Annotated in this window: 20 protein-coding genes; 12 read left to right on the top strand and 8 right to left on the bottom strand. The window is 52.4% G+C overall.

Annotated elements, in window-relative coordinates:
* Nucleotides 1-30: 30 nt before the first annotated feature.
* On the top strand, nucleotides 31-1,905 hold the full coding sequence (lpdA, locus tag HC248_RS10745) for a dihydrolipoyl dehydrogenase (RefSeq protein ID WP_168922469.1): 1,875 nt from the start codon (nucleotides 31-33) through the stop codon (nucleotides 1,903-1,905).
* A gap of 138 nt (nucleotides 1,906-2,043) precedes the next feature.
* Here lpdA and HC248_RS10740 read toward each other — a convergent pair whose 3' ends face one another.
* From HC248_RS10740 to HC248_RS10725, 4 genes are all read right to left on the bottom strand, one after another.
* Nucleotides 2,044-3,078 (bottom strand): L-idonate 5-dehydrogenase, encoded by a 1,035-nt coding sequence (locus HC248_RS10740; RefSeq protein WP_168922468.1) that lies wholly within the window; start codon nucleotides 3,076-3,078, stop codon nucleotides 2,044-2,046.
* A gap of 258 nt (nucleotides 3,079-3,336) precedes the next feature.
* Nucleotides 3,337-4,194 carry a pyridoxal-phosphate dependent enzyme gene (locus HC248_RS10735; protein WP_272953652.1) on the bottom strand — a complete coding sequence of 286 codons (858 nt, stop codon included), beginning with the start codon at nucleotides 4,192-4,194 and terminating at the stop codon, nucleotides 3,337-3,339.
* Between the two features lie 49 nt (nucleotides 4,195-4,243).
* Nucleotides 4,244-5,476 (bottom strand): MFS transporter, encoded by a 1,233-nt coding sequence (locus HC248_RS10730; RefSeq protein ID WP_168922466.1) that lies wholly within the window; start codon nucleotides 5,474-5,476, stop codon nucleotides 4,244-4,246.
* A 175-nt stretch (nucleotides 5,477-5,651) separates the two neighbouring features.
* Nucleotides 5,652-6,317 (bottom strand): serine O-acetyltransferase, encoded by a 666-nt coding sequence (locus HC248_RS10725; protein WP_238342603.1) that lies wholly within the window; start codon nucleotides 6,315-6,317, stop codon nucleotides 5,652-5,654.
* A gap of 609 nt (nucleotides 6,318-6,926) precedes the next feature.
* Between HC248_RS10725 and HC248_RS10720 the strand changes: the two genes are divergently transcribed.
* The 6 genes from HC248_RS10720 to hpxZ are packed head-to-tail and all read left to right on the top strand — an operon-like array spanning nucleotide 6,927 to nucleotide 11,688.
* Nucleotides 6,927-7,931 carry an ABC transporter substrate-binding protein gene (locus HC248_RS10720; RefSeq protein ID WP_168922464.1) on the top strand — a complete coding sequence of 335 codons (1,005 nt, stop codon included), beginning with the start codon at nucleotides 6,927-6,929 and terminating at the stop codon, nucleotides 7,929-7,931.
* A gap of 5 nt (nucleotides 7,932-7,936) precedes the next feature.
* The gene (locus HC248_RS10715; protein ID WP_168922463.1) at nucleotides 7,937-8,809 is read left to right on the top strand and encodes an ABC transporter permease; all 873 of its coding nucleotides are present in this window, start codon (nucleotides 7,937-7,939) and stop codon (nucleotides 8,807-8,809) included.
* Nucleotides 8,806-9,627, top strand: coding sequence for an ABC transporter ATP-binding protein (locus tag HC248_RS10710; RefSeq protein WP_168922462.1), 822 nt, complete (start codon nucleotides 8,806-8,808; stop codon nucleotides 9,625-9,627). The genes HC248_RS10715 and HC248_RS10710 overlap by 4 nt, the downstream gene beginning before the upstream one ends.
* Nucleotides 9,628-9,882, top strand: a complete 255-nt coding sequence (locus HC248_RS10705) for a DUF4089 domain-containing protein (RefSeq protein WP_168922461.1) — start codon at nucleotides 9,628-9,630, stop codon at nucleotides 9,880-9,882.
* Complete coding sequence (locus tag HC248_RS10700) at nucleotides 9,879-11,294, top strand: AtzE family amidohydrolase (protein ID WP_238342602.1); 1,416 nt, start codon at nucleotides 9,879-9,881, stop codon at nucleotides 11,292-11,294. Before HC248_RS10705 ends, HC248_RS10700 begins: the two co-directional genes overlap by 4 nt.
* A gap of 19 nt (nucleotides 11,295-11,313) precedes the next feature.
* On the top strand, nucleotides 11,314-11,688 hold the full coding sequence (gene hpxZ, locus HC248_RS10695; protein WP_168923793.1) for an oxalurate catabolism protein HpxZ: 375 nt from the start codon (nucleotides 11,314-11,316) through the stop codon (nucleotides 11,686-11,688).
* Between the two features lie 49 nt (nucleotides 11,689-11,737).
* Here hpxZ and selD read toward each other — a convergent pair whose 3' ends face one another.
* Both selD and senB read right to left on the bottom strand, forming a co-directional pair.
* Complete coding sequence (gene selD / locus HC248_RS10690) at nucleotides 11,738-14,041, bottom strand: selenide, water dikinase SelD (RefSeq protein ID WP_168922460.1); 2,304 nt, start codon at nucleotides 14,039-14,041, stop codon at nucleotides 11,738-11,740.
* Entirely contained in the window at nucleotides 14,041-15,072 is a 1,032-nt protein-coding gene (senB, locus tag HC248_RS10685) for a selenoneine biosynthesis selenosugar synthase SenB (protein ID WP_168922459.1), read from the bottom strand. The genes selD and senB overlap by 1 nt, the downstream gene beginning before the upstream one ends.
* Nucleotides 15,073-15,083: 11 nt before the next feature.
* On the opposite strand from senB, the gene senA reads away from it, so the two are divergent.
* Nucleotides 15,084-16,334: a selenoneine synthase SenA gene (senA, locus tag HC248_RS10680; RefSeq protein ID WP_238342601.1), complete on the top strand. Its 1,251-nt coding sequence runs from the start codon at nucleotides 15,084-15,086 to the stop codon at nucleotides 16,332-16,334.
* A gap of 121 nt (nucleotides 16,335-16,455) precedes the next feature.
* Here the strand turns inward: senA and HC248_RS10675 are convergent, their stop codons facing one another.
* Together HC248_RS10675 and HC248_RS17995 are read right to left on the bottom strand one after the other, a co-directional pair.
* Nucleotides 16,456-16,794 carry a type II toxin-antitoxin system HicB family antitoxin gene (locus HC248_RS10675; protein WP_168922458.1) on the bottom strand — a complete coding sequence of 113 codons (339 nt, stop codon included), beginning with the start codon at nucleotides 16,792-16,794 and terminating at the stop codon, nucleotides 16,456-16,458.
* 47 nt (nucleotides 16,795-16,841) lie between these two features.
* Nucleotides 16,842-16,961 (bottom strand): type II toxin-antitoxin system HicA family toxin, encoded by a 120-nt coding sequence (locus tag HC248_RS17995; RefSeq protein ID WP_202882371.1) that lies wholly within the window; start codon nucleotides 16,959-16,961, stop codon nucleotides 16,842-16,844.
* Between the two features lie 349 nt (nucleotides 16,962-17,310).
* Here HC248_RS17995 and HC248_RS10665 point away from each other — a divergent pair, with 349 nt between their 5' ends.
* Genes HC248_RS10665 through phnE form a run of 4 tightly spaced genes read left to right on the top strand, consistent with a single transcriptional unit; the run spans nucleotide 17,311 to nucleotide 20,696 of the window.
* Nucleotides 17,311-18,198, top strand: a complete 888-nt coding sequence (locus HC248_RS10665; RefSeq protein WP_168922457.1) for a putative selenate ABC transporter substrate-binding protein — start codon at nucleotides 17,311-17,313, stop codon at nucleotides 18,196-18,198.
* A gap of 31 nt (nucleotides 18,199-18,229) precedes the next feature.
* Complete coding sequence (locus HC248_RS10660; protein ID WP_168922456.1) at nucleotides 18,230-19,060, top strand: phosphonate ABC transporter ATP-binding protein; 831 nt, start codon at nucleotides 18,230-18,232, stop codon at nucleotides 19,058-19,060.
* Complete coding sequence (locus HC248_RS10655; RefSeq protein WP_168922455.1) at nucleotides 19,051-19,896, top strand: PhnE/PtxC family ABC transporter permease; 846 nt, start codon at nucleotides 19,051-19,053, stop codon at nucleotides 19,894-19,896. The genes HC248_RS10660 and HC248_RS10655 overlap by 10 nt, the downstream gene beginning before the upstream one ends.
* A complete protein-coding gene (phnE, locus tag HC248_RS10650) occupies nucleotides 19,893-20,696 on the top strand; it encodes a phosphonate ABC transporter, permease protein PhnE (RefSeq protein WP_168922454.1) in 804 nt (267 codons plus the stop codon). Before HC248_RS10655 ends, phnE begins: the two co-directional genes overlap by 4 nt.
* The last annotated feature ends 162 nt before the right edge of the window (nucleotides 20,697-20,858 follow it).

Raw genomic sequence — 20,858 nt, 5'->3', positions numbered from 1 at the left:
ACAATTACTCAACCCATTGAAAGCCTCCCCATGAGCGCAGCTGTAAACCTGATAGATGTCAAGGTCCCCGACATTGGCGACTTTGATGAAGTGACCGTGATCGAGTTGTTGGTAAAACCCGGCGACCGCATCGAAGTTGACCAGAGCCTGATCACTGTCGAGAGTGACAAAGCCTCTATGGAAATTCCGTCTTCACATGCCGGCGTGGTTAAAAGTTTGGCAATCAAACTTGACGATAAAGTTAAGCAAGGATCAGTCTTACTCAGTCTTGAGGTCGAGGCAGACAGCGGGGCTGAGACAACGCCAGCTGCCGCTCCTGCCGCTACCACTGCTAGCGCTGTAGAAACAAAACCAGCGGCTGCTGAAAAGCCAGCTGCACCAGCTTCCACGCCCGCACCGGCGGCCGCAAGTTATGCCGGCACTGCCGATATCGACTGCGATTTGTTAGTCCTAGGCGCCGGCCCCGGCGGCTATTCCGCGGCTTTTCGCGCCGCTGATTTAGGTCTTAAAGTGGTCTTGGTCGAGCGCTACGCCGCACTCGGCGGCGTTTGCTTGAATGTCGGCTGCATCCCGTCTAAAGCCTTGCTGCACGTCGCAGCGGTGATGGATGAAGTCAAGCATTTCGAAAGCTTGGGCGTGACGTTTGCAGCGCCAGTAGTCGACATCAACAAGCTGCGCACACACAAAGAAAAAGTCGTTGGCAAACTCACCGGCGGACTGGCAGCGATGGCCAAAATGCGCAAGGTGACTGTCGTGCGCGGCTTAGGCCAGTTTGTTGGCGAGCACCATTTGCAAGTCGAAGAAACCACCGGCGAGCACCAAGAAAAATCTGGTAAAAGCCAAACCATTGGTTTTAAAACCTGCATCATCGCGGCCGGCTCACAAGCCGTGCGCCTGCCGTTTATGCCGAAAGATCCACGCGTCGTCGATTCGACCGGTGCTCTGGCTTTAGAAGCCGTGCCTAAGCGCATGTTGATTCTGGGTGGTGGCATTATTGGTTTAGAAATGGGTACGGTTTATTCAACGCTGGGCGCTCGCCTTGACGTGGTCGAGATGATGGACGGCTTGATGCAAGGCGCGGACAGAGACTTGGTCAAAGTCTGGCAAAAAATGAATGCACCGCGTTTTGACAACATCATGCTCGGCACCAAAACCGTTGGCGCTAAAGCCACGCCTGAAGGCATTGAAGTGAGTTTTGAGTCGGCCAAAGATGGCGTGACAGCGCCTGCGCCACAAACTTACGATATGGTTTTGCAAGCCGTTGGCCGCACACCAAACGGCGCTAAATTAGCCGCTGACAAAGCCGGTGTCACCGTTACTGATCGCGGTTTTATTCCAGTCGATATTCAAATGCGCACCAACGTAAAGCACATTTTTGCGATTGGCGACATCATTGGCCAGCCGATGTTGGCGCACAAAGCTGTGCACGAAGCACACGTCGCCGCAGAAGTGATTGCCGGCGAATTACAAGGCAATAAAGAATTGGCCAGCGCCGCCTTTAATGCCCGCGTGATTCCAAGCGTCGCCTACACCGACCCTGAAGTCGCATGGGTTGGCTTGACCGAAGACCAAGCCAAAGCTCAAGGCATCAAAGTTAAAAAAGGGCTATTCCCGTGGTCGGCATCCGGCCGCGCAATTGCCAATGGCCGCGACGAGGGCGTCACCAAACTGCTGTTTGACGATTCACCCGAAGCGCATGGTCATGGCAAGATTTTGGGCGGTGGCATGGTCGGCACACATGCCGGCGACATGATTGGCGAGATCGCCTTGGCCATAGAGATGGGCGCTGATGCGGTTGATATCGGTAAAACAGTTCACCCGCATCCCACACTCGGCGAAAGCATTGGTATGGCCGCAGAAGTGGCGCATGGTAGCTGCACGGATTTGCCACCGGTTCGCAAATAGTTTTAGCGAGTCAATAAGTTAAAAGGCAGTGCAAAAGTTTTTGCACTGCCTTTTTTTTTGAATGCGCAAAAATTCATATGTATGCGTAGTACTTCGCTTTAATTTAATTTAATTCGCTTTAATTCGCGTCAGAGCGCCCTAGTCAAAATTGAGCAATACCTTCATTGCCTGCGATCTATCGGCCGCTAGCGTAAAAGCTTTGGCTGAGTCTCTAAAAGACAATGTGGCTGAGATCAAGGGTTTCACATCAACCAGACCTTTGTTGAGTAGTTCTACCGCCATCGCAAACTCTTCATGAAAACGAAACGCGCCGCGCAGATCAAACTCCTTGGCTACAAGCGTGTTCATGGGCAAGTTCATCTCGCCACCTAGACCGACTTGAACAATCACGCCGCGTGGCCGCAATGCTGCCAAAGCGCCGCACAAAGCGTGCTGGTTGCCGCTGGCTTCAAACAATACGTCGAAATGACCTTTGTCAGTGCTAAAGCGGTCTAAACCCTCAGGCTTGTCGCTCATGTTGATGACTTCATCTGCACCGACTTTGAGCGCTTTGCCCAGCGTGAAGTCGCCCATATCGGTGACCACTATCTTGCCAGCACCGGCGCGCCTAGCCGCCACTATGAGCAATGCACCAATTGGCCCACAGCCGGTAATCAACACGTTTTTACCGACTAAAGATCCGGCCCGGCGCACGGCGTGCAGGGCGACGGCAAGCGGTTCTACCATTGCGCCTTCGCTGTCGCTGACGCCCGCGGCCAAACGATGGGCTTGGTGTTGCTCGACCACGATTTCTTGCCTAAACGCGCCTTGCACATGCGGCGTGCGCATGGCGCTGCCGTAGTAGCGCATATCAAGGCAATGGTTTTGCAAGCCTTTCTGGCAATAGCTACACAGCCCGCAAGGCTGACTCGGGCTGACGGCAATGCGCTCGCCCACACTAAATTGCGTCACACCACTGCCGACGGCACCAATCACGCCAGCTACTTCGTGACCCAACACCATAGGCTCTTTAACCCGAATCGTGCCAAAGCCGCCGTGTTGGTAGTAATGCAAATCCGAGCCACAAATACCGCCGCAGCGCACCCGCACCAGCAACTGCTGTGCGCCTAGTTCTGGTGTGGCAATAGTTTCAAGGCGAAGGTCGCCGGCGGCGTGTATGACTAGGGCTTGCATGGATTTACTTTTTTTTGAGGTGATGTTTTAAAGCGTTGAGGGCAGGGACTAAACCCTCATCCGTCGGGCCCGGTTGCAAGCAATAGTCTTTGTTGCGGCAAAAATAATTAGTGAAATTAGTCGACTAAGAATACTGCGCAATCTGCTTGAAAGCGCTTGGGGCTTACCCGCTGACATAAAGACAAATAAAGGCTAATTTATCTCCTTAATGTGGCGGTGTGAGTTTTTGTCAGAACACTTGCTAAACCTAGACTGTTGCTACGCATACCAAAGCCCATGGTCGTAGGCAATCGTGAGCACCTTATGCGATTTTGGCAGCTGTACGGTCAAAGCTGATGCTGCAGCAAGACACGCCGCAGAGGTGTTTCCAACAATGTAACCCTGTGTAGCGGCGATGCGCTGCTTAGTTGCGAGCATGCTCGCATGGTCGATGTGCACTGTGTCGCTGACAAGATCCCAGTCGAGCAATGGCGGTTTAACACCTACAGCCATACCTTCAAACTTATGCTCAACGAATATGCTGTTGCGGCTGTCGCAACCAGTTGGCTCAACCAAGGTGACGTCTACTGTGTATCCAGCACTTAGCAATGCGCGTGTAATTCCAGTCAGATGTGCGCCTGTTCCTGCGCAGCTCACAAAGCTAATATTTTTGATGTTGTCCAAATCTTTCAGTTGCTGAGCAATTTCAGCTCCAGTTTCGTATTCATGTGCTTCAATATTTTTAGGATTATTGAATTGATCCGTATAGAAGTAGGACTTTCCAAGTCTGCCGGCGTTGGCAAGATGCCACTCAACGACTTCGCGTGGCGTAGATCCCGCCCTTAGCTGGTCAATTCCGATTAGTTTGGCTCCGCTCAATTCAAGAAAGTGACGTTTCAGTGGACTAAAAGACAGGCCCACAGCCAATTCCACAGAGACCCCAATTTCTGAGCAAGCCAATACCAAACCAAAACCGAAGTTGCCGCCTGTTTTTTCGATGACGGTTGTAAGACCCGGCACGATGTGACCGGCTTGAACAGCACATCTAACAATATGTCTTGCAGCCCGAACCTTGTGACTAGCGCCGGGGTTGTCGAACTCAAGTTTGAGAAGCAAGTTGGGCTCAATTTCTCGCAGTGGTGTCCAATGTGAAGATGGGCTTGCAGTTGTAGGGAGTATGTTTTTTTCACTTTTCAGATACCTCAGCCAATGATTCGTCATGCATAGATTGCCTTCTACACAGGACACGCCAACAAAGCGCGATGCCAAGAATACAAATGGGGGCAAGTACTATGTTCGACCAATTCCAGCCCAGAACAGTCAACATAGGCGCAGGCAGTAATGCACCCAGCGTTGCACAAGCTGCGATGACGCTATCGTTAATGCCTTGCCAGCGATGTCGGTTATGTTCGTTGACGCTTTGGGCTAGTAGTGTTCCACCGCCGACATAGCTTAGGTTCCATCCCAAGCCTAGTAATGCCAGTGCCGTAAAGACGAGTGAGTAGCGGATGTCGAACACACCAAAAAAAATCGCTGTGCTGAGTAGAATAAAACCGCTGATTAAGCTTGCTTGCAAACCAATTCTTGCGATGATTAAACCGGAAAAAAACGAGGGCGCAAACATTGCTATAACGTGCACTTGAATCGCAAAAGAGGTGGCTGAAAAAGAGCATATATCTTTCATCACTAGCGAAGCCTGCACCATCAACAAATTCATGATGAAGTACCCGCTAGCGGAACAAAAGATCGCGACTAAGATTACTTTTTTATTTTCAAACTTCGTTAGATGCGCAGCAGTATTCGACGCCGTTTGAGATGCTAAATTGACGCCTAAAGGTCTCCAGACAGCCATCAACAAAAGTGTGGTCAGGCCTAATGCGCAAAATGCGGCGTAGCACAGCGAGAAGTCGACAAATCCAGTCACGGAACGCAGTGAGTTTGATAGGCTTGGGCCGGCGATTGCTGCGAGAACGCCGCCAGAAACAACCAAGGAGATTGCCCTAGGTTTGGCTGTTGAATCGAGGTTGTCGACCGCTGCGAAACGATAGAAGTTTGCACATGCTATGAAGATACCAAGAAAGATATGCGACACAATTAACCATGAAAAGCTGCTGTGCGCAACCGCCAGATAGCCAAGTATTCCAGCGATGATAAGCATCACCGCACCGAAAGAAAAAATAATCCTGCGTCCATACCGACGCATCAGCATGGACGCAGGATAGGTGCAGAGCATGACGCTGGCGAACTGTGCACCATATGGCAAGGTAGCGAGTGCCGGTGCCCCCGCTAGGCGGCTACCAACTATGGCTGCAATAGTGACTGAAATGACTGCGCATGTCAGATTTAAAGCCTGCGCTAAGGTCAAAATATAAGTTGCTCTTGGCAGGTCGGGTAAAAACTGTCGCCATTGATTTTGCATATAAGAGGTCTCCTAAACTATTGGCGTGTGCAGCATTTTTTAAGCTGAGCGGCAGTCTTAGTTAAATAAACGGGACTAATCAGCGTTTTTTGTTAGGATAAAAAAGCTTGATATAAAAAGCTTTAGTAACGCTTAAAGAACAGATTTTTTTCTAATCACCGCGAGAAATTTGAATTTATGCATTGACTGGCAGTTGCGGCCAATTCGTTTTGACCACTTGCTGGCAACTGCGCAAGATCACTCTGCTTGCGGCTGGAACGTCTTGAGTAATAGTGCAATGCGGGCCAATAAAAACGTCATCGCCAACACTGACGTTGCCGAAGACTCTAGAAAAAGCACCGATCTCTACGCGGTCACCAATCGATGGATGTCGCTTTCCCTGAGGGTTGCCAGAAATGCCATCTGCCCCTAATGTGACACCCCCGAGCACGTAGCAGTCGTCACCCAAGCTGGCGGTTTCTCCAAAAACGCTACTCATACCATGATCAAGTACGAAACGACGGCCGATATGGCAACTTGGGTGTAACTCGGCGCCGGATAATAATTTTCCTCGGCTAGAAATCAGTAAGGCGTTGCAGACGTTTTCACAGGTGTCCGCCTGCAGGCTAAGCATTTCATGTGCAACCCTATAGTGAAGCACTGCACGAAACGATGTGTAGGTTTGAACAATGCGTGTGAGATCGCCGTTTGATGCTGGGTCTTTGTTAGCGAATGCAGTAGCGTCTTCATGCAGTATTTCCAACACCTTGCCAACTAGACCGTTGTCAGTCACCAAACGAATATACGTTGGTGCGCAGCATTCCCATAGTGCAGCTTGTATTTGCGATTCAATAGTTTGCATTAGAGACATGTTCCACCCTAAAAAAATTATTCAAAAATTCAGCATGCTTTTAAACGTCGCTTAATGTAGTTCTAAATAGTCAATTCTCAAATAGAGACAGGCGTACCAAAAATCTAACGCGGCTTGACTTTTATCGCACAACTTTGAGATGAATTGATTGAGTGAATGGGTGCTGAAACGATTGGCTAAAGTGAACGTGATCAGTACTTAACAAAACAAAAAAGCAATTGATTCAATGCATTTTTGATACCTTAGCGCGAAGTTTGCAGGTGCCACACTGGTTCTAAATTGAGTCGCAGTTAGAGGCGCGAATAGTTTTAAAAATTATTCAATGCAATGCAATGCAGTGCAGTGGTTATTACTTGTTGAAATGCTTTTCACCATTCTGGGGAGCTATTTCCCAAGCAGGCACAGCTCTTGCTATATCCAATCTATGAAAAGAAAGAAAACCTTCAATTGGTGCGCTGCTCGCGAGTACGCAGCCCTTTTTGGGTTGATTTCTAAAAGCGCGCTTGCCGACTCCTTTCCGAATTCTTACCGATCGCTGTTTAGTTTTGTCTTTAAAAAATTTTTCAATTCGTCAATTATCAAAATCGCAAGAACATCACCATGACTACAAATAATTTCAAAACCCCACTCGCAACCCGTCGTCAATTGCTCAAAGTGCTGGGTGCAGGCGCTGCTGTCGGCAGTATCCCTGGGCTGGTTCGTGCCCAGGCGGCGCCGACTATTCGTGTCGGTTACTGGCCTATCGCTGCCGGTCTGCCGTTTTATGCGGCGGTTGAATTGGGTTACTTTAAAGAGGCTGGTTTGAATGTTGAAGCCGTGCGTTTTGCGAGTGCGCAGCAAATTATGGAGGGCATGTTGTCTGAGCGGGTTGAAGGCAGTGCCAACGGTACGGGCTCAGGCAATATCGCGATTGGTGAAATTGCTGCGCCCGGCAGTTTTAAGATTTTTTGTGCCAATCCTAGCAATCTTAAAAACGTGCTTGACGAAGTCATAGTGCCGGTCGCTAGCACGGCCAAAACTATTGCTGACCTCAAAGGCAAGCGTGTAGGCAGTGGCCCCGGGATTCAAAACGTGACCTTGGCAAAAACTATTCTTGAGCGCGGCGGTGCAGTCGGTGCGACGGTGATTGAATTGCCAATCGGTCAGCATGTCGCCGCACTCGCTGCCGGTCAGCTCGATGGCGCCTACACCTTAGAGCCCACTGGCACGATTGGTCGGCTCAACGGCACAACCCGTGTGCTTGAAGCCGGTGTGATTTCTCACTATGTTTTGGGTGACTCAATGGCGCCTTGGTTTGGCGGTGTGGCGTCGCTCACTTCTGGCTTTATCAAGAAAAATCCACTGGTCGCTAAACGCTATATCGACGCTTACGCCAAAGGCGTTGCTTATGTGCGCAGCAAGCCGGCTGAGGCGCGCCAATACTTAAAAGGCTATACCGCGATTGAAGGCGCATTAACAGCCGAAGTGCCGCTGGCCGCCTACACCCTGCACAACGAATTTACGGCATCCGATATCGCTTACTTCCAGAAGTTTTATGACTTGTTTTTGGATAAAGGCATCATCACAAAACGCTTGATGGTTGACTCCATGCTGCATAAGGCTTGAGCGTTATGAAAGACGCGACACCTAACACGCCGACTTCTGCTACGCCCTTTGCAACATCCGCCAACAGCACGCCTTGGTCGCCGCCAGCATCAGCTCAGCCCAGCGCCAGCCAAGCGCCACGCACCAGCATAGGGGACAAAATTTTGCCTTTTATAGGCCCGATTTTGTTGTTTTTAGTATGGGACTTAACCGTGCGTTTTGGTTTGGTTAAAGCCATCTTGCTGCCACCGCCTTTGGACGCCATCATGGCTTTGCTCAATAGTTTGGCGGGCGGCAGCTTGCTGCATGATTTTGGCGTCACGGTGTGGCGTACGGTGCAGGCTTTCTCGATTGCGGCTGTCGTTGGTGTGCCGCTAGGCGTGGTGTTGGGTAGCAACGAAAAAGCCTACCGAAGTGTCGAATTTTTGATTGATTTTTTTCGCTCCACGCCGTCTTCGGCTTTGATTCCGCTGTTCATGATGGTGTTTGGCGTGTCTGATATTAATAAGGTCGCTATTGCTGCATTTGGCGCTGTGCTGATTGTTATTTTCAACAGCGCTTACGGTGTGATGAATGCGCGCAAACAACGCGTCATGGCGGCCCGGGTAATGGGTGCTTCGCGTTGGCAAATTTTTCGCGATGTGCTGGTTTGGGAAAGCTTGCAGCCAAGCTTTGTCGGATTGCGCTCGGCCGTGTCTATGACCTTGGTGATTGTGATTGTGGCGGAAATGTTTATTGGCGCGGACAGCGGTTTGGGTAACCGCATTATCAATTCGCAGCAGGTGCTTAATGTGCGCGATATGTATGCTTCGATTTTGGCTGCCGGTGCTTTGGGCTACGGTTTGAATATTTTATTTTTATTGGCTGAGCGCCGTATTGTTCACTGGAGTGGAAGATGAGTAGAGTTCTTAACGCGCCTTTTTCTGCGGATATTCCGGTCGCGCCATTTCGGCCAGGGCCGGCTGGCACGCATATCACCATTCGCGGCTTGACTAAATATTTTGCTGGCTGGCCGCTGTATGAAAACTTTGATTTAGATATTCCTAAGCACAAAATCGTCTCGGTGTTTGGCCCTAACGGCTGCGGCAAATCAACCCTGATTAATATGATTGCCGGGCTGGTGCCAATTGATGCTGGTGAGATTTTATTTGACGGTAAATCGCTCAAAGACACGCGCATTGGCTACGTTTTTCAAAACTACCGTGAAGCGCTTTTCCCGTGGATGCGCACCATAGACAACATTGCTTATCCGCTTAAATTAGCCGGGCAATCCAAGCTTGAAGTCGATAGACGCATGGCTGAGTTGGTGGCTTCCTTTGATGTGAAGTTTGATTTAAATCGCTTTCCTTATGAGTTGTCGGGTGGCCAGCAGCAAACCGCTTCCATCATGCGGGCGCTGGCACCCAAGCCTGAGGTGTTATTTTTAGATGAGCCGTTTTCTGCGCTGGATTTTGAAATGACGCTTTTCATTCGTGAAAAGTTGCAAGAAGTTTTTATGCAAACCGGCACCACCATGCTGCTGGTATCGCACGATTTGGAAGAAGCGGTTTACCTCGCCGACGAAGTTTTGCTACTGACTAAAAGGCCAACCAAAGTCGCAGAAATACTGCGCTATGACGAGCCGCGCCCACGCACGGTTGAGACCTTAACTGAACCCGGTTTTATCGCTGCAAAAAAACGCAGCCTAGAGATTTTCCAACGTGAAGTGAGGCGTTAAATGGCAGATCAAATCCCCCGTCAAACATCAGACTTTGAGATGCTTGCTTATGTCACTAACAGCGCTGCACTGCTGGGATTATCGCTAGCACCAGCGCAGGCTGAACGCGTGGCCCAGCAACTTGAGCGCACGGCTTTAATGGCTCAGCAACTCGATGCGCTCAAACTCGCGCCGGATCATGAATTGGCTGAGATTTACTGCCCGCTAGCGTTTCCATTGCAGGCCACGCAAGAACAGCAGGACAAATCGCTATGAGCCAAACGTCATCTGAAAAACCTATGAACGCAATGGCCTTAGCCCAAGCCATTAAGACCGGCCAGCTCAGCGCGCGCCAAGCGCTCAATGACTGCATGGCGCGTATTGATCAGAGTGATGGTCAAGTCAACGCATTCACCAGTCGCCACCACGATCGGGCTGTGAGGGAGGCTGATGCGATTGATGCTCTGCGCGCCAGCGGTGCGGCTTTGCCGCCATTAGCGGGCGTGCCTTATGCCGTGAAAAATCTCTACGACGTGGCCGGCGAAATCACCTTAGCTGGCTCCATCATCAACCGCCGCCATGCGCCGCAGCAGAGCGATGCTTTTTTGGTGCGGCAAATGCAGGCTGCCGGTGCGGTGTTGGTGGGTTCCTTGAACATGGACGAATACGCCTACGGCTTTACCACCGAGAACACGCACTACGGCCCAACCCGCAACCCACACGATAAAGTTGCGAGTCGGATTGCTGGTGGTTCATCGGGCGGCAGCGGCGCTGCGGTTGCGGCCGGGCAGGTGAGTATTAGCTTGGGCTCGGACACCAACGGCTCTATCCGCGTGCCGGCTTCCCTTTGCGGTGTTTGGGGGCTTAAACCTACTTTTGGCAGGCTTTCGCGCCGCGGCAGCTACCCCTTTGTGCACAGCCTAGATCACCTCGGCCCGTTTGCGGACAGTCTGGAATCCTTGGCGCTGGCCTATGACGTGTTGCAAGGCCCGGATGCGCTAGACCCGGGTTGTCACGCGCTTCGCGTGCAGCTCGCCAGTGGCGAATTAGGCCGCGGCATGCAAGGTCTGCGCGTGGGTATTTTGGATGGCTATTTTCATGACAACGCAACTGCTGCTGCGCGTGAAGTGGTGGCGGCTGCGGCTAAAGCTTTGGGCGCTGTGGATACCGTAACTTGGCCAGATGCGGCACTTGGCCGAGCCGCGGCTTTTATCATCACCGCTAGCGAAGGCGGCAGTTTGCACTTGGACGATTTGCGCCAGCATAGCGCTGAATTTGAGCCACTTTCAGTTGACCGCTTTATTGCTGGCGCCTTGCAACCCGCGCATTGGTATTTAACTGCGCAACGTTTTAGACGCAGCTACCGTGATCGCGTGAATGCTTTGTTCAAAGATTGGGATGTGTTGTTAGCACCCGCCACGCCGGTCAGTGCGCCTGTGATTGGGACTGATTTTTTAGATATCAATGGCACGCAGCATCCTTGCCGTGCGGCCATGGGTTTGCTGACTCAGCCAATTTCGTTCGCCGGCTGTCCGGTAGTCGCCGCACCGATGTGGCCGACATCAACAGACAGCATGCCAATCGGTGTGCAAATTATTGCTGCGCCTTGGCGCGAAGACTTAGCCTTGCGCGCAGCGCTTGTGCTGCAAACAGCCGGCTTGGCAAAACTTAAAACGGTTAATTTTTGATATGACAACCCACAGCCACATGGAGATTAATCTGCCGCAGGTGCTTGCAGAAGTGCAAGTGCAAAGTGAGCGCTACGAGCAGGCCTTGGTGAGTAATGACGTTGCTGTGCTCGACGAATTATTCTGGAACAGCCCACACACGCTGCGCTATGGCGCTGGCGAAAATCTTTATAGCTATGCAGCCATCTGTGCGTTTCGTGCCAGCCGACCAGCGGTGGGGCTGGCGCGCACCGTGCTACGCAGTGTGATCACCAGCTACGGCCAAGACATGGCCACTGTCAACCTAGAGTTTCAACGCGACGGCAGCGCACGGCCGGGCCGGCAAAGCCAGACTTGGCTGCGTACAGCGGATGGTTGGCGCGTGGTCAGTGCGCATGTGAGCAATTTGGCTTGAACGTTTAATTCGAATTTTTTATGCCTTTTTTGAGGCGGCATAAAGTGTCTTAATCAACTAACAAAATCGGCTCAATCGCCTCGCCCTGTTCCAATATTCGTCCAATAACAACAGTGTGCGGATAGCCTAATTCTTTTAGCTCAGCAATACAGGCTTGGACTTTATCTGCCGGCACGCTAGCGAGTAATCCACCCGCGGTTTGCGGATCAAAAATCAAGGGATAGCGCTCGTTTTTAACAAACGCTTCTTGGTTGCGCAATGCACGACGCAAGCGCACATTGGCCGGTTGCAGCGAGCTCACAATGCCGGCATTTACGCATTCCAGCGCACCGTCTAACAGCGGCAATGCAGACAAACTCAGCTCGGCGTCAACGCCAGAAGGTTTGGTCATCTCGACCAAGTGGCCAAGCAAACCAAAGCCAGTCAAATCGGTACAAGCTGTCGCACCATATTTACGCAGGCAAATTGCACCTATGCGGTTGGACTGCACCATGGACTTTAGCGCCGCATCAATCCAGCGACCGCGCGCGGCCAGTCTTGCGTGAGCAGCAAACAAAGTGCCAGTGCCTATGGGCTTGGTGAGTATCAACACGTCGCCAGCTTTCATGCCGCCTTTGGTCAAGATCTGATCGAGGTTTTCGTCAATCAAGCCGTTGATGGCAAAACCTAATGCCAATTCGCTGCCTTCTCCGGTGTGGCCACCAACCAAGGCACAGCCGGCTTCATTGAGCACCTCAACTGCACCCGTCATCATCTGGAACAACACGTCTTCAACCTTGGCTTCCAAGCCCGGCGGGACGGTGGCAATCGCGGTGGCGGTTTGTGCTTCGCCGCCCATGGCAAAAATATCGCCGAGCGCATGATTCGCGGCGACCTTGCCAAAGATGTAGGGGTCATCGATAAAGGAGCGGAAAAAGTCAACCGAATGCACCATGGCTTTGCCCGGTGGCACGCGCACTACGGCGGCGTCGTCGGGGGAATGCAGGCCAATTAGTACGTCTTCACGGTCAATCACATGCAAATTGCCCAGTGCTCGGCTCAATACGCTGGCGCCGACTTTTGCCCCGCAGCCGCCGCAGCGCATGGCAATCGCAGAGATGGTTTGCTGGGATTCTTCTTGGCTCAGTGCCAAGGAGGTGGTTGCGCTAGCTGCGCTTTTAGAGCTTGCGGCTTGGCTGTGCTCGTCCATGGCTTCGAAATCAGAGAACTTGCGCATAAAGCGCTGGTCAATCCAATCCTTCCAGCGCCAGACCCAAGCGCCGGCAAAACCGATGGCACCGCGTGACGCTACCGCATAGCGGTCGCCGGTGCTAATTAATGCCAACCAATTGGTTTGCGGGTGGTACGGTTTTAGCGGTTTACCTTGCAGGCTAAGGCGCATATTGTCGGCCAGTGGTCTGGCTTGGCGCACGGCAAAGACACCGGCTTTTGGCAGCGGGTAGTTTTGCATTGCCGCAATATCGCCAGCTGCAAACACGCGTTCGTCGTTAGTGCTTTGCAAGCAATCGTTGACGATTAAAAAGCCACCTTTGTCCAGATCTAAGCCGGTTTTTTTAAGCCAAGGCGCACCGCCGGCTTGGGTGACCCACATGATTTCGTCGGCTGTGACGATTTCTCCCGTGGCGCATATCAGCGTATTGGCCTCAACCCGGGTGACCTCGCTGCCTAAATGCATGGCTACGCCGCGCTCGCTTAGCACGCGCGTAAAGCGCTGTTTGACACCGGCATTGTGGGTGGGTAAAACTTCGGCATCGGCACCCAGCAAAATAAATTGCAACAGTTTGGGGTCGCGGCCCAGCGCTTTGAATTCATTGAGCAAGCGGTATTGCATGGCCAGCAGCAATTCCACACCACCTGCGCCCGCGCCCACCACTGCAATACGCAGTGGGCCTTGGGTATGCTGACGCACCCGCGCTAGCAGCGCCAGCCAGCGCTGGTTAAAGGCATAAATGGGTTTGACTGGGACAGCGTGCTGCTCTGCGCCCTCGACCCCAGCGAGTTGTGGTGTAGAGCCTATGTTGATGGACAGCAAGTCATACGGCACGGCTGGGCGATTGCGGCACAGCACGCGCTGACCGCTGCGGTCTAGGCCTATGACTTCGTCGCGGTAAAGCCGTGCGCCGGCAAATACTGCCAGCCGGCCTAGGTCTATGTGAACGTCGTCATAGTCGTAATGACCGGCCACGTAGCCGGGCAACATACCGGAGTAGGGGGTGTGCACATCGGTGCAGATCAGGGTCAAACGCACGCCGGGTTCTGGCTTCATGGCAAAGCGTCTGAGCACGCCAACGTGACTGTGGCCGCCGCCGACTAAAACGATATCGCGGGCTATGGCTTGGGTTGATTTTTGCATCAGGTAATTGTGTTCGAAGAAGTATTGAGTAAATTAGCCACCAGTTTTAGCAGCGACGCTTGCTCTGTTTCAGGCGCGAACAAGGCGGCGCGTTGATGGCTTTGCGCTTGCAGCGTTTTTAGTAAATCGCTGTCATCGTTGTTGTTGCTTTGGCTGGCTCGGGCTTGGCGTAGCAGACTGACCAGTTGCTCGGCGTTGTTCCAGTCAAAATAGCCGGCGTAATCTGCGCCCAACATGCCGCGATTGCCATCAATGTTGGAAGCCAACACGGGTGTGTTGCTGCGCACGGCCTCCATCACCACATGGGCGCCGCCTTCCATGCGGCTGGTGTGGACTAATAAATGGGCTTGCTGAATCCGCCGCCGTGTCTGCGCGTGACTGAGACTGCCTAGCCAACGGTAATGTGGACAATCCGCTGCCGTGGCTTCGGCCAGTTGACCCAGGTTTGCGTCAAGCGGCGCACCAATGTGGTCAATCAATATGCCTTCGTTTGGCGCGATTAGCCGCGCTGCATTCATCAGCGTTTCCGGGGTTTTTTCATCCCGCAAATGGCCGACCATCACGACCCGCAGGTGGCGCTGGGTTTTGACCAAAGCACGGCGCTCACTGGTGGATTGAAACATCACCATGGCGCGCTCGCGCAGCGCTTCGGGTAGTGCCTCTGGGCCACATTCTTGCAGTACTACCAAGCACTGCGCTAATTCCAGGGAATGCGCAGCTTGCGCGTCTTCGTGGATGTCGCGGTACAAATCTGTGCCGGTTAAAACCACGGCCAATCCAGGACTGCTGATGTTTGCCGCTTGGCTAGGCGCATGCGCTTTAGCCCAAGCGGCAATTGAGCTTGCCGAGCGCCGTGCGTGCAAAGCCAGCATGACTTTGTCGTGCTGAGCTTCGGGTCCATCCGGCCAATTCTGGCTAATTCGCACTTGGTAATACGGGCTGAGCATCTTTTGCCAGCGGTTGGCGGTTTGCCAATTGCCGTTGTTCGCGGCTTTCAATGCAGGGCTGATAATGACAATTTTTTGTTTCATAGAATGTCGTGATGATGCCAGTTTCAGCAAAGCCCTCCACTAAGCCATGGCAGACCGCCCATGCTGCACGCCATGCTAGTAGCACTGAATTAGCCGCTTTACTGCGCGCTACCCGTGCCCGCAGCTTGGCATTACTCGACTGCTATGAAGTCGCTTTAGGCCACGCATTGCCCGTCCCGCGCAGCCCGCAGCTCAATCCGCCTAGATGGGAGCTTGGCCATCTGGGCTGGTTTCAGGACTATTGGATTGCCCGTAATCCCCAGCGTGCCTTAGGGACGGCGTATGACTCAGCTTGCGTTCACAGCGCGCCGCGCTCGCTGGTCAATGGTGTGACCGATGATGATTTGTACAACTCTAGCCTTATCTCACACCAAGCGCGGTGGGATTTTGCTTTGCCCACCATAGATGCAACGCGTGCAGATTTGCAGGCCGGTTTGACTAGGACTTTGGCCTTATTAGCGCAAAGCCCAGAGGACGACCAAGCGCTTTACTTTTTCCGTTTGGCGCTGCTGCATGAAGACATGCACTGCGAAGCCGCGGTCTACATGGCCCAAGCCATGGGCTTTGCACTCTCGTCTGACTTGCTTGCTAAGCCAGTTGCGCGCCCAATCGATGGCCCAGCCACATTCACGCTGCCTGCGGGCAATTGGCAATTAGGTAGTGATGGGACTGGCTTTGCCTTTGACAACGAACTGCCCGCCCATAGCGTCGCGATACAACAGCGCGAGATGGACAGTCAGTGCGTGAGCTGGTCGCGCTTCTTGCCGTTTGTGGAACAAGGCGGTTACACCGATAAACGTTGGTGGTCGGCCCAAGGTTGGGACTGGTTAGCGGCAGAAAAACTCACCGCACCGCTTTACCTGAGGCTTCAAGATGGCGGCTGGCAATGCCAGCGCTTTGGTGTTTGGCAGGCGTTAGACCTCAATGCCCGCGCCGTGCATCTCTCGTTTTTTGAAGTTCAAGCTTGGTGCAGCTGGGCCGGTTTGTCCTTGCCTACCGAGGCCGAATGGGAATGCGCAGCCATGACGCAGCCAGAGTTTGTGTGGGGCGAAGTGTGGGAGTGGACTGCTAGTTCATTTCAGCCTTACCCGGGCTTTGAAATTCACCCTTACCGTGATTACTCAGCGCCTTGGTTTGACGATCGACCCGTGCTGCGTGGCGCGAGCTTGGCGACTGCACCCAGCTTGGCACATCCACGTTTACGCAATTTTTTTACCCCTGAACGCAATGATATTCATGCTGGGTTTCGTACTTGTCGGTGATTGAGCGGATCTAAAAGCTGAATTTGTAATATCTAACTTCTTGTGGCGCGCGCATTGGTGTGCGAGCGAAGTTTGTATTTCAACGCCAGTTTTTTGGCATTGGGAAACGGTTGGCGATTGTTCAATCTATTACGTATGCGGCTTGATGAAGTGCTTTTGTAGCCCACTGATTTAAGCTTGTTCCCGCTGCCTCAGCCGCAATCAATGCGGCGCTATGCAGCTCCGGTGGTACGCGTAGCAAGATTTTTCCATTGGCCGGTTTTTCTACCGGTTTGCCAATCTTCGCGCAGGTCTCAATATAGTCGTCGACCGCCTCTACAAAAGCTTGACGGAGTGCTACAACCGTATCCGCATGATAGCTAATGCTGTCTGTAATGCCGAGCAGACGGCCGACGAAAATATTGTCTTTATCGTCGAATTCAATTCGTGCTGTTTGTCCCATATGGGTCATGGTGTTCATGGCCTTATTCCAATAGCGGTTAAAAAATGACTAGCGTCTTCGACTTGCTACTGTTTGGCCTCTTTCGCCGGATGCGGTCGGTGGAAGGTGGCTATTTTTGACCCCTGTACAAAGCGCACTCGTGAACCGCGGCCTTTTATAACTAAATATCCTGCAGCAATCAGCAATCAGCAATGACTCAATACGAGCCTATTTCATTGATGCCGTAGTAGGTTTTGTAAATAACGCATCAAGAGTCTTGAGTTGTTTGCGGTTCATGCTATCAATTTAGCTAGCTGCAAAGTTTTTGTAATAATTTTTTGTTATCAATTTGTGCTTTCAGCGCTTGTAGCAGTGAACTCAGTTATCTCAAAGTCATGCTCGGCGCAAATTGAGCACTAAAAAATTGAACCCCAAAACATGAGCGGCTCAACATCCCATCTTCTTGAATTAATTCCCTGCTTAAGCAAGCCCTTGGCATTCACGCTGTAATGACGCTTGTTTTTAAATTCTTTAACTCAAAAACACATTTACTTCATGTCAAAACTCAACCTAGCCAACACACTAAAAACACTGGTTTCCAGTGCTTTTTTGTTCTTAGGCGCTATGACCGTCCTGCCAGCGCAAGCGCAGCAAGCCCAGCAAGTTCTTAAAATCACCGCCATTCCTGATGAGTCGCCGACTGAGTTGGCGCGCAAAGCCGGTCCGTTGGTGAAGTATTTAGAACAAAGACTGGGTATGAAGGTTGAGTTCACGCCAGTGTCTGACTACGCAGCGGCAGTTGAAACGCTGGCTAATAAGCAAGTGGATATGGCTTGGTTTGGCGGCTTTACTTTCGTCCAAGCTCAACAGCGCTCGGGTGGCAAAGTAGTGCCTTTGGTGCAGCGTGAAGAAGATACAAAATTTCGCTCAGTGTTCATCACCAGCGACCCAGCAATCAAAACATTGGCTGACCTCAAAGGCAAGACTTTGAGCTTTGGCTCGCAGTCCAGCACCTCTGGCCACTTGATGCCGCGCAGTTTTTTGCTTGAAGCAAAAATCGATCCTGAGAAAGACCTCAAGCGCGTGGCTTACTCTGGTGCGCACGATGCCACTATCGCTGCAGTTGCGGCCGGCAAGGTCGATGTGGGTGCGCTGAATATCTCGGTGTGGGAAAAATTCGTACTGGATAAAAAAGTTGATCCAGCCAAAGTGCATGTGATCTTCACCACGCCGACTTACTACGACTACAACTGGACGGTGCATGCCGACATGCCAGCCGCGCTGAAAGAAAAAATCACCAAAGCCTTTCTCGACCTGGCCCCCAATACCGCTGAAGGTAAAGCCATTCTTGATTTGCAGCGCGCCACGCGTTTTGTGCCCACTAAGGCCGAAAACTACAAAGGCATTGAGACGGCAGCGCGCAGCGCCGGTCTGCTCAAATAATGCGTGTGTTTGTTTCGATTGGATGTAGCGCATGAAGCTTGATTTGCATTCCTGCTCAGCGCGCCATCCGGCAGCAGTGGCAGCGGCGTCTGATGCGTTAACTCGCATTAGCTTGGCGCTAGCGAGTGGCGAGCAATTGGCCATTATTGGGCCGTCTGGCGCGGGTAAAACCACGTTGCTGCAATTGCTAGCCTGCGCCCAAAGGCCGGAGCAAGGCAATTTTGAAATGGATGGAGTTGACCCTTGGCAACTCGGTAGTTCGGCGCTTAAACGCCAGCGCGCACAGGTTTTTTTAGCGCCCCAAGTACCGCCACTGCCACCACGGCAACGGGTAGTCAGTGCTGTGCTAGCTGGCCGTTTGCCAGAGATGAGTTTGTGGTATTCGCTGCAAAGCTTGTTTTACCCGCGTGAGACGGATTTGGCTGATGCCGCACTGGCGCAGTTTGATCTGTCAGAAAAACTCTTTGAGCGAGTTGACCGGTTATCCGGCGGTGAGCGCCAACGCGTAGGTCTGGCCCGAATGTTGGCGTCTAGTGCTTCGCTGCTACTAGTTGATGAACCACTCTCTGCGTTAGACCCTGAACGTGCCCGCCAAGCTTTGCAAGCGATTTGCGATGCGGCCCGTGAGCGTGGCGCAACCTTGGTAACGTCGCTCCATCATGTGGAGATGGCTTTGGCGTATTTCCCGCGCATCGTCGGTTTGCGCGGCGGTGAATTGGTTTTTGACTTGCCATCCGCAGAAGTCAGTCCCTCGATTTTGCAATCGTTATACGCGAGTAATCTTGAAGAACTCACAGGTCCAGCGCCCAGGATGGATGACGTGCCCGCGCCACGCGCACGGGTAGCCATGCAATGCCGGTGAGCTCTTTCAAAAGTAATACGCAACCACGCCGCACCGACCCTGCTTGGCGCAGCCGGATTTTTTGGTGTCTAGCTGGGCTGGTTATCGCCTGGCCCATGCTGGTGCTGGCTGAATTCAAGCCTTGGGTACTGTTTACGCCAGAAAGCCTCACGCCTACGTTGCGCTTTGTGGGGGATTTTTTCCCGCCCAAGGTAGAGCCTGATTTCTTGTTGTTGGTGCTCAAAGAAACTTGGCGCACGGTAGCCATTGCAACAGCCGGTTTAACCCTGGCCATGTTGCTGGCGATTCCCTTTGCATTGCTGTCGGTGCGCACCTTGTCGCTGTCTGCGCTGTCTGGCCGCGTGGATGTGTTGCCGGCGTCGCTGCGTCAGCTAGTGCGCTGGATTTTGATTGTGCTGCGCAGCGTGCCAGAACTTATTTGGGCCTTGATTTTTGTGCGCGTGGTGGGCTTGGGTCCAACCAGTGGCGTGTTAGCGATTGCACTGACTTACTCCGGCATGCTGGGCAAGGTCTACGGCGACATCATGGAGTCTAGCGACGCCCAACCGACCCAGGCCTTGATGCGCAATGGCTCAGGACGACTACAAGCTTTTTTCTATGCCTTGTTGCCGCAAAGTGCCGCTGAACTGACCAGCTATACCGTCTACCGATGGGAGTGTGCGATTCGATCTTCAGCCGTGCTGGGCTTTGTGGGCGCGGGTGGCTTGGGTCAGTTGATGGATTCTTCTATGAAGATGTTTAACGGCTCTGAAGTGGCCACCATGCTGCTGGTCTTTATGGCCTTGGTGTGGCTGTCCGATAAAGTCAGCGGTTGGCTGCGTGAGGGCTTAGCATGAACCGGCCTTTGCCCCCACCCATGTTTGATGCACGCTGCCGGGCTTGCTGGTTTGTGCTGGCCGTTTTGCTACTGGTCACGATTAGTTTTTGGTCCTTGGATTTGCAATGGGCGCAGTTTTTATTACCCGAATCATTAGGCCGTATGCGCCGCTTCGTGGTCGAATTGCTGGTGCCTGATTTAGACCCGGTATTTCTCATCCAGATTGGCTGGGCAACCCTAGAGACCTTGGCCATGTCTGCTTTGGGTACGGCCCTAGCCGCTATAGCTGCATTGCTTCTGGCTATACCAGCGGCCAAAACCCATGCCGATGACAAGGCGCGATGGCGCTCAGCCACGCGTTTGTTGCTCAATGCTTTGCGCAGTGTTCCTGAGCTGGTGTGGGCCGCATTACTACTCATTTCTGCTGGCCTTGGCCCTTTGGCTGGAACCTTGGCACTCGCACTGCACACCACCGGTGTTCTAGGTCGGCTGTTTGCCGAAAGTTTAGAGAACGCGCCCGATGGTCCAGCCTTTGCGCTTAGGTTGCGTGGGGTTTCAAGCGCTGGTGTTTTTACCTATGCCACGCTGCCGCAGTTGTTACCTCAGCTTATCAGCTACACGCTGTATCGCTGGGAAAACAATATCCGCGCCGCTGCCGTTCTAGGCGTGGTCGGCGCCGGCGGTTTGGGTCAGATGTTAGCTTTTCATATGGGTTTGTTTCAAATGGACAAGACCAGTACGGTGCTGCTGGCTATGCTGCTGTTGGTGGTGTTAGTCGATGGTTTAAGCTACCTAAGTCGACGTGCGATGGCGCAATAGTTGGGTGCTAGTTGCGCATTAATTAGGCATTAGTTAGGCATTGGTTGCGCATAGAAAACGCATGAACAGCACATTATTTGTTTATGCTTAAGGTCTGATTTTTTGCCTACACTTCAGCCTACATCAGCTTCTGACTTGCAATTTTTATGGCCGTCTTTTACT

Origin of the sequence: Polaromonas vacuolata (assembly GCF_012584515.1) — a bacterium.
GTDB classification, from domain to species: domain Bacteria; phylum Pseudomonadota; class Gammaproteobacteria; order Burkholderiales; family Burkholderiaceae_C; genus Polaromonas; species Polaromonas vacuolata.
The sequence above is the reverse complement of the archived record's forward strand: the minus strand, read 5'-3'. Positions and strand labels throughout refer to the sequence as shown.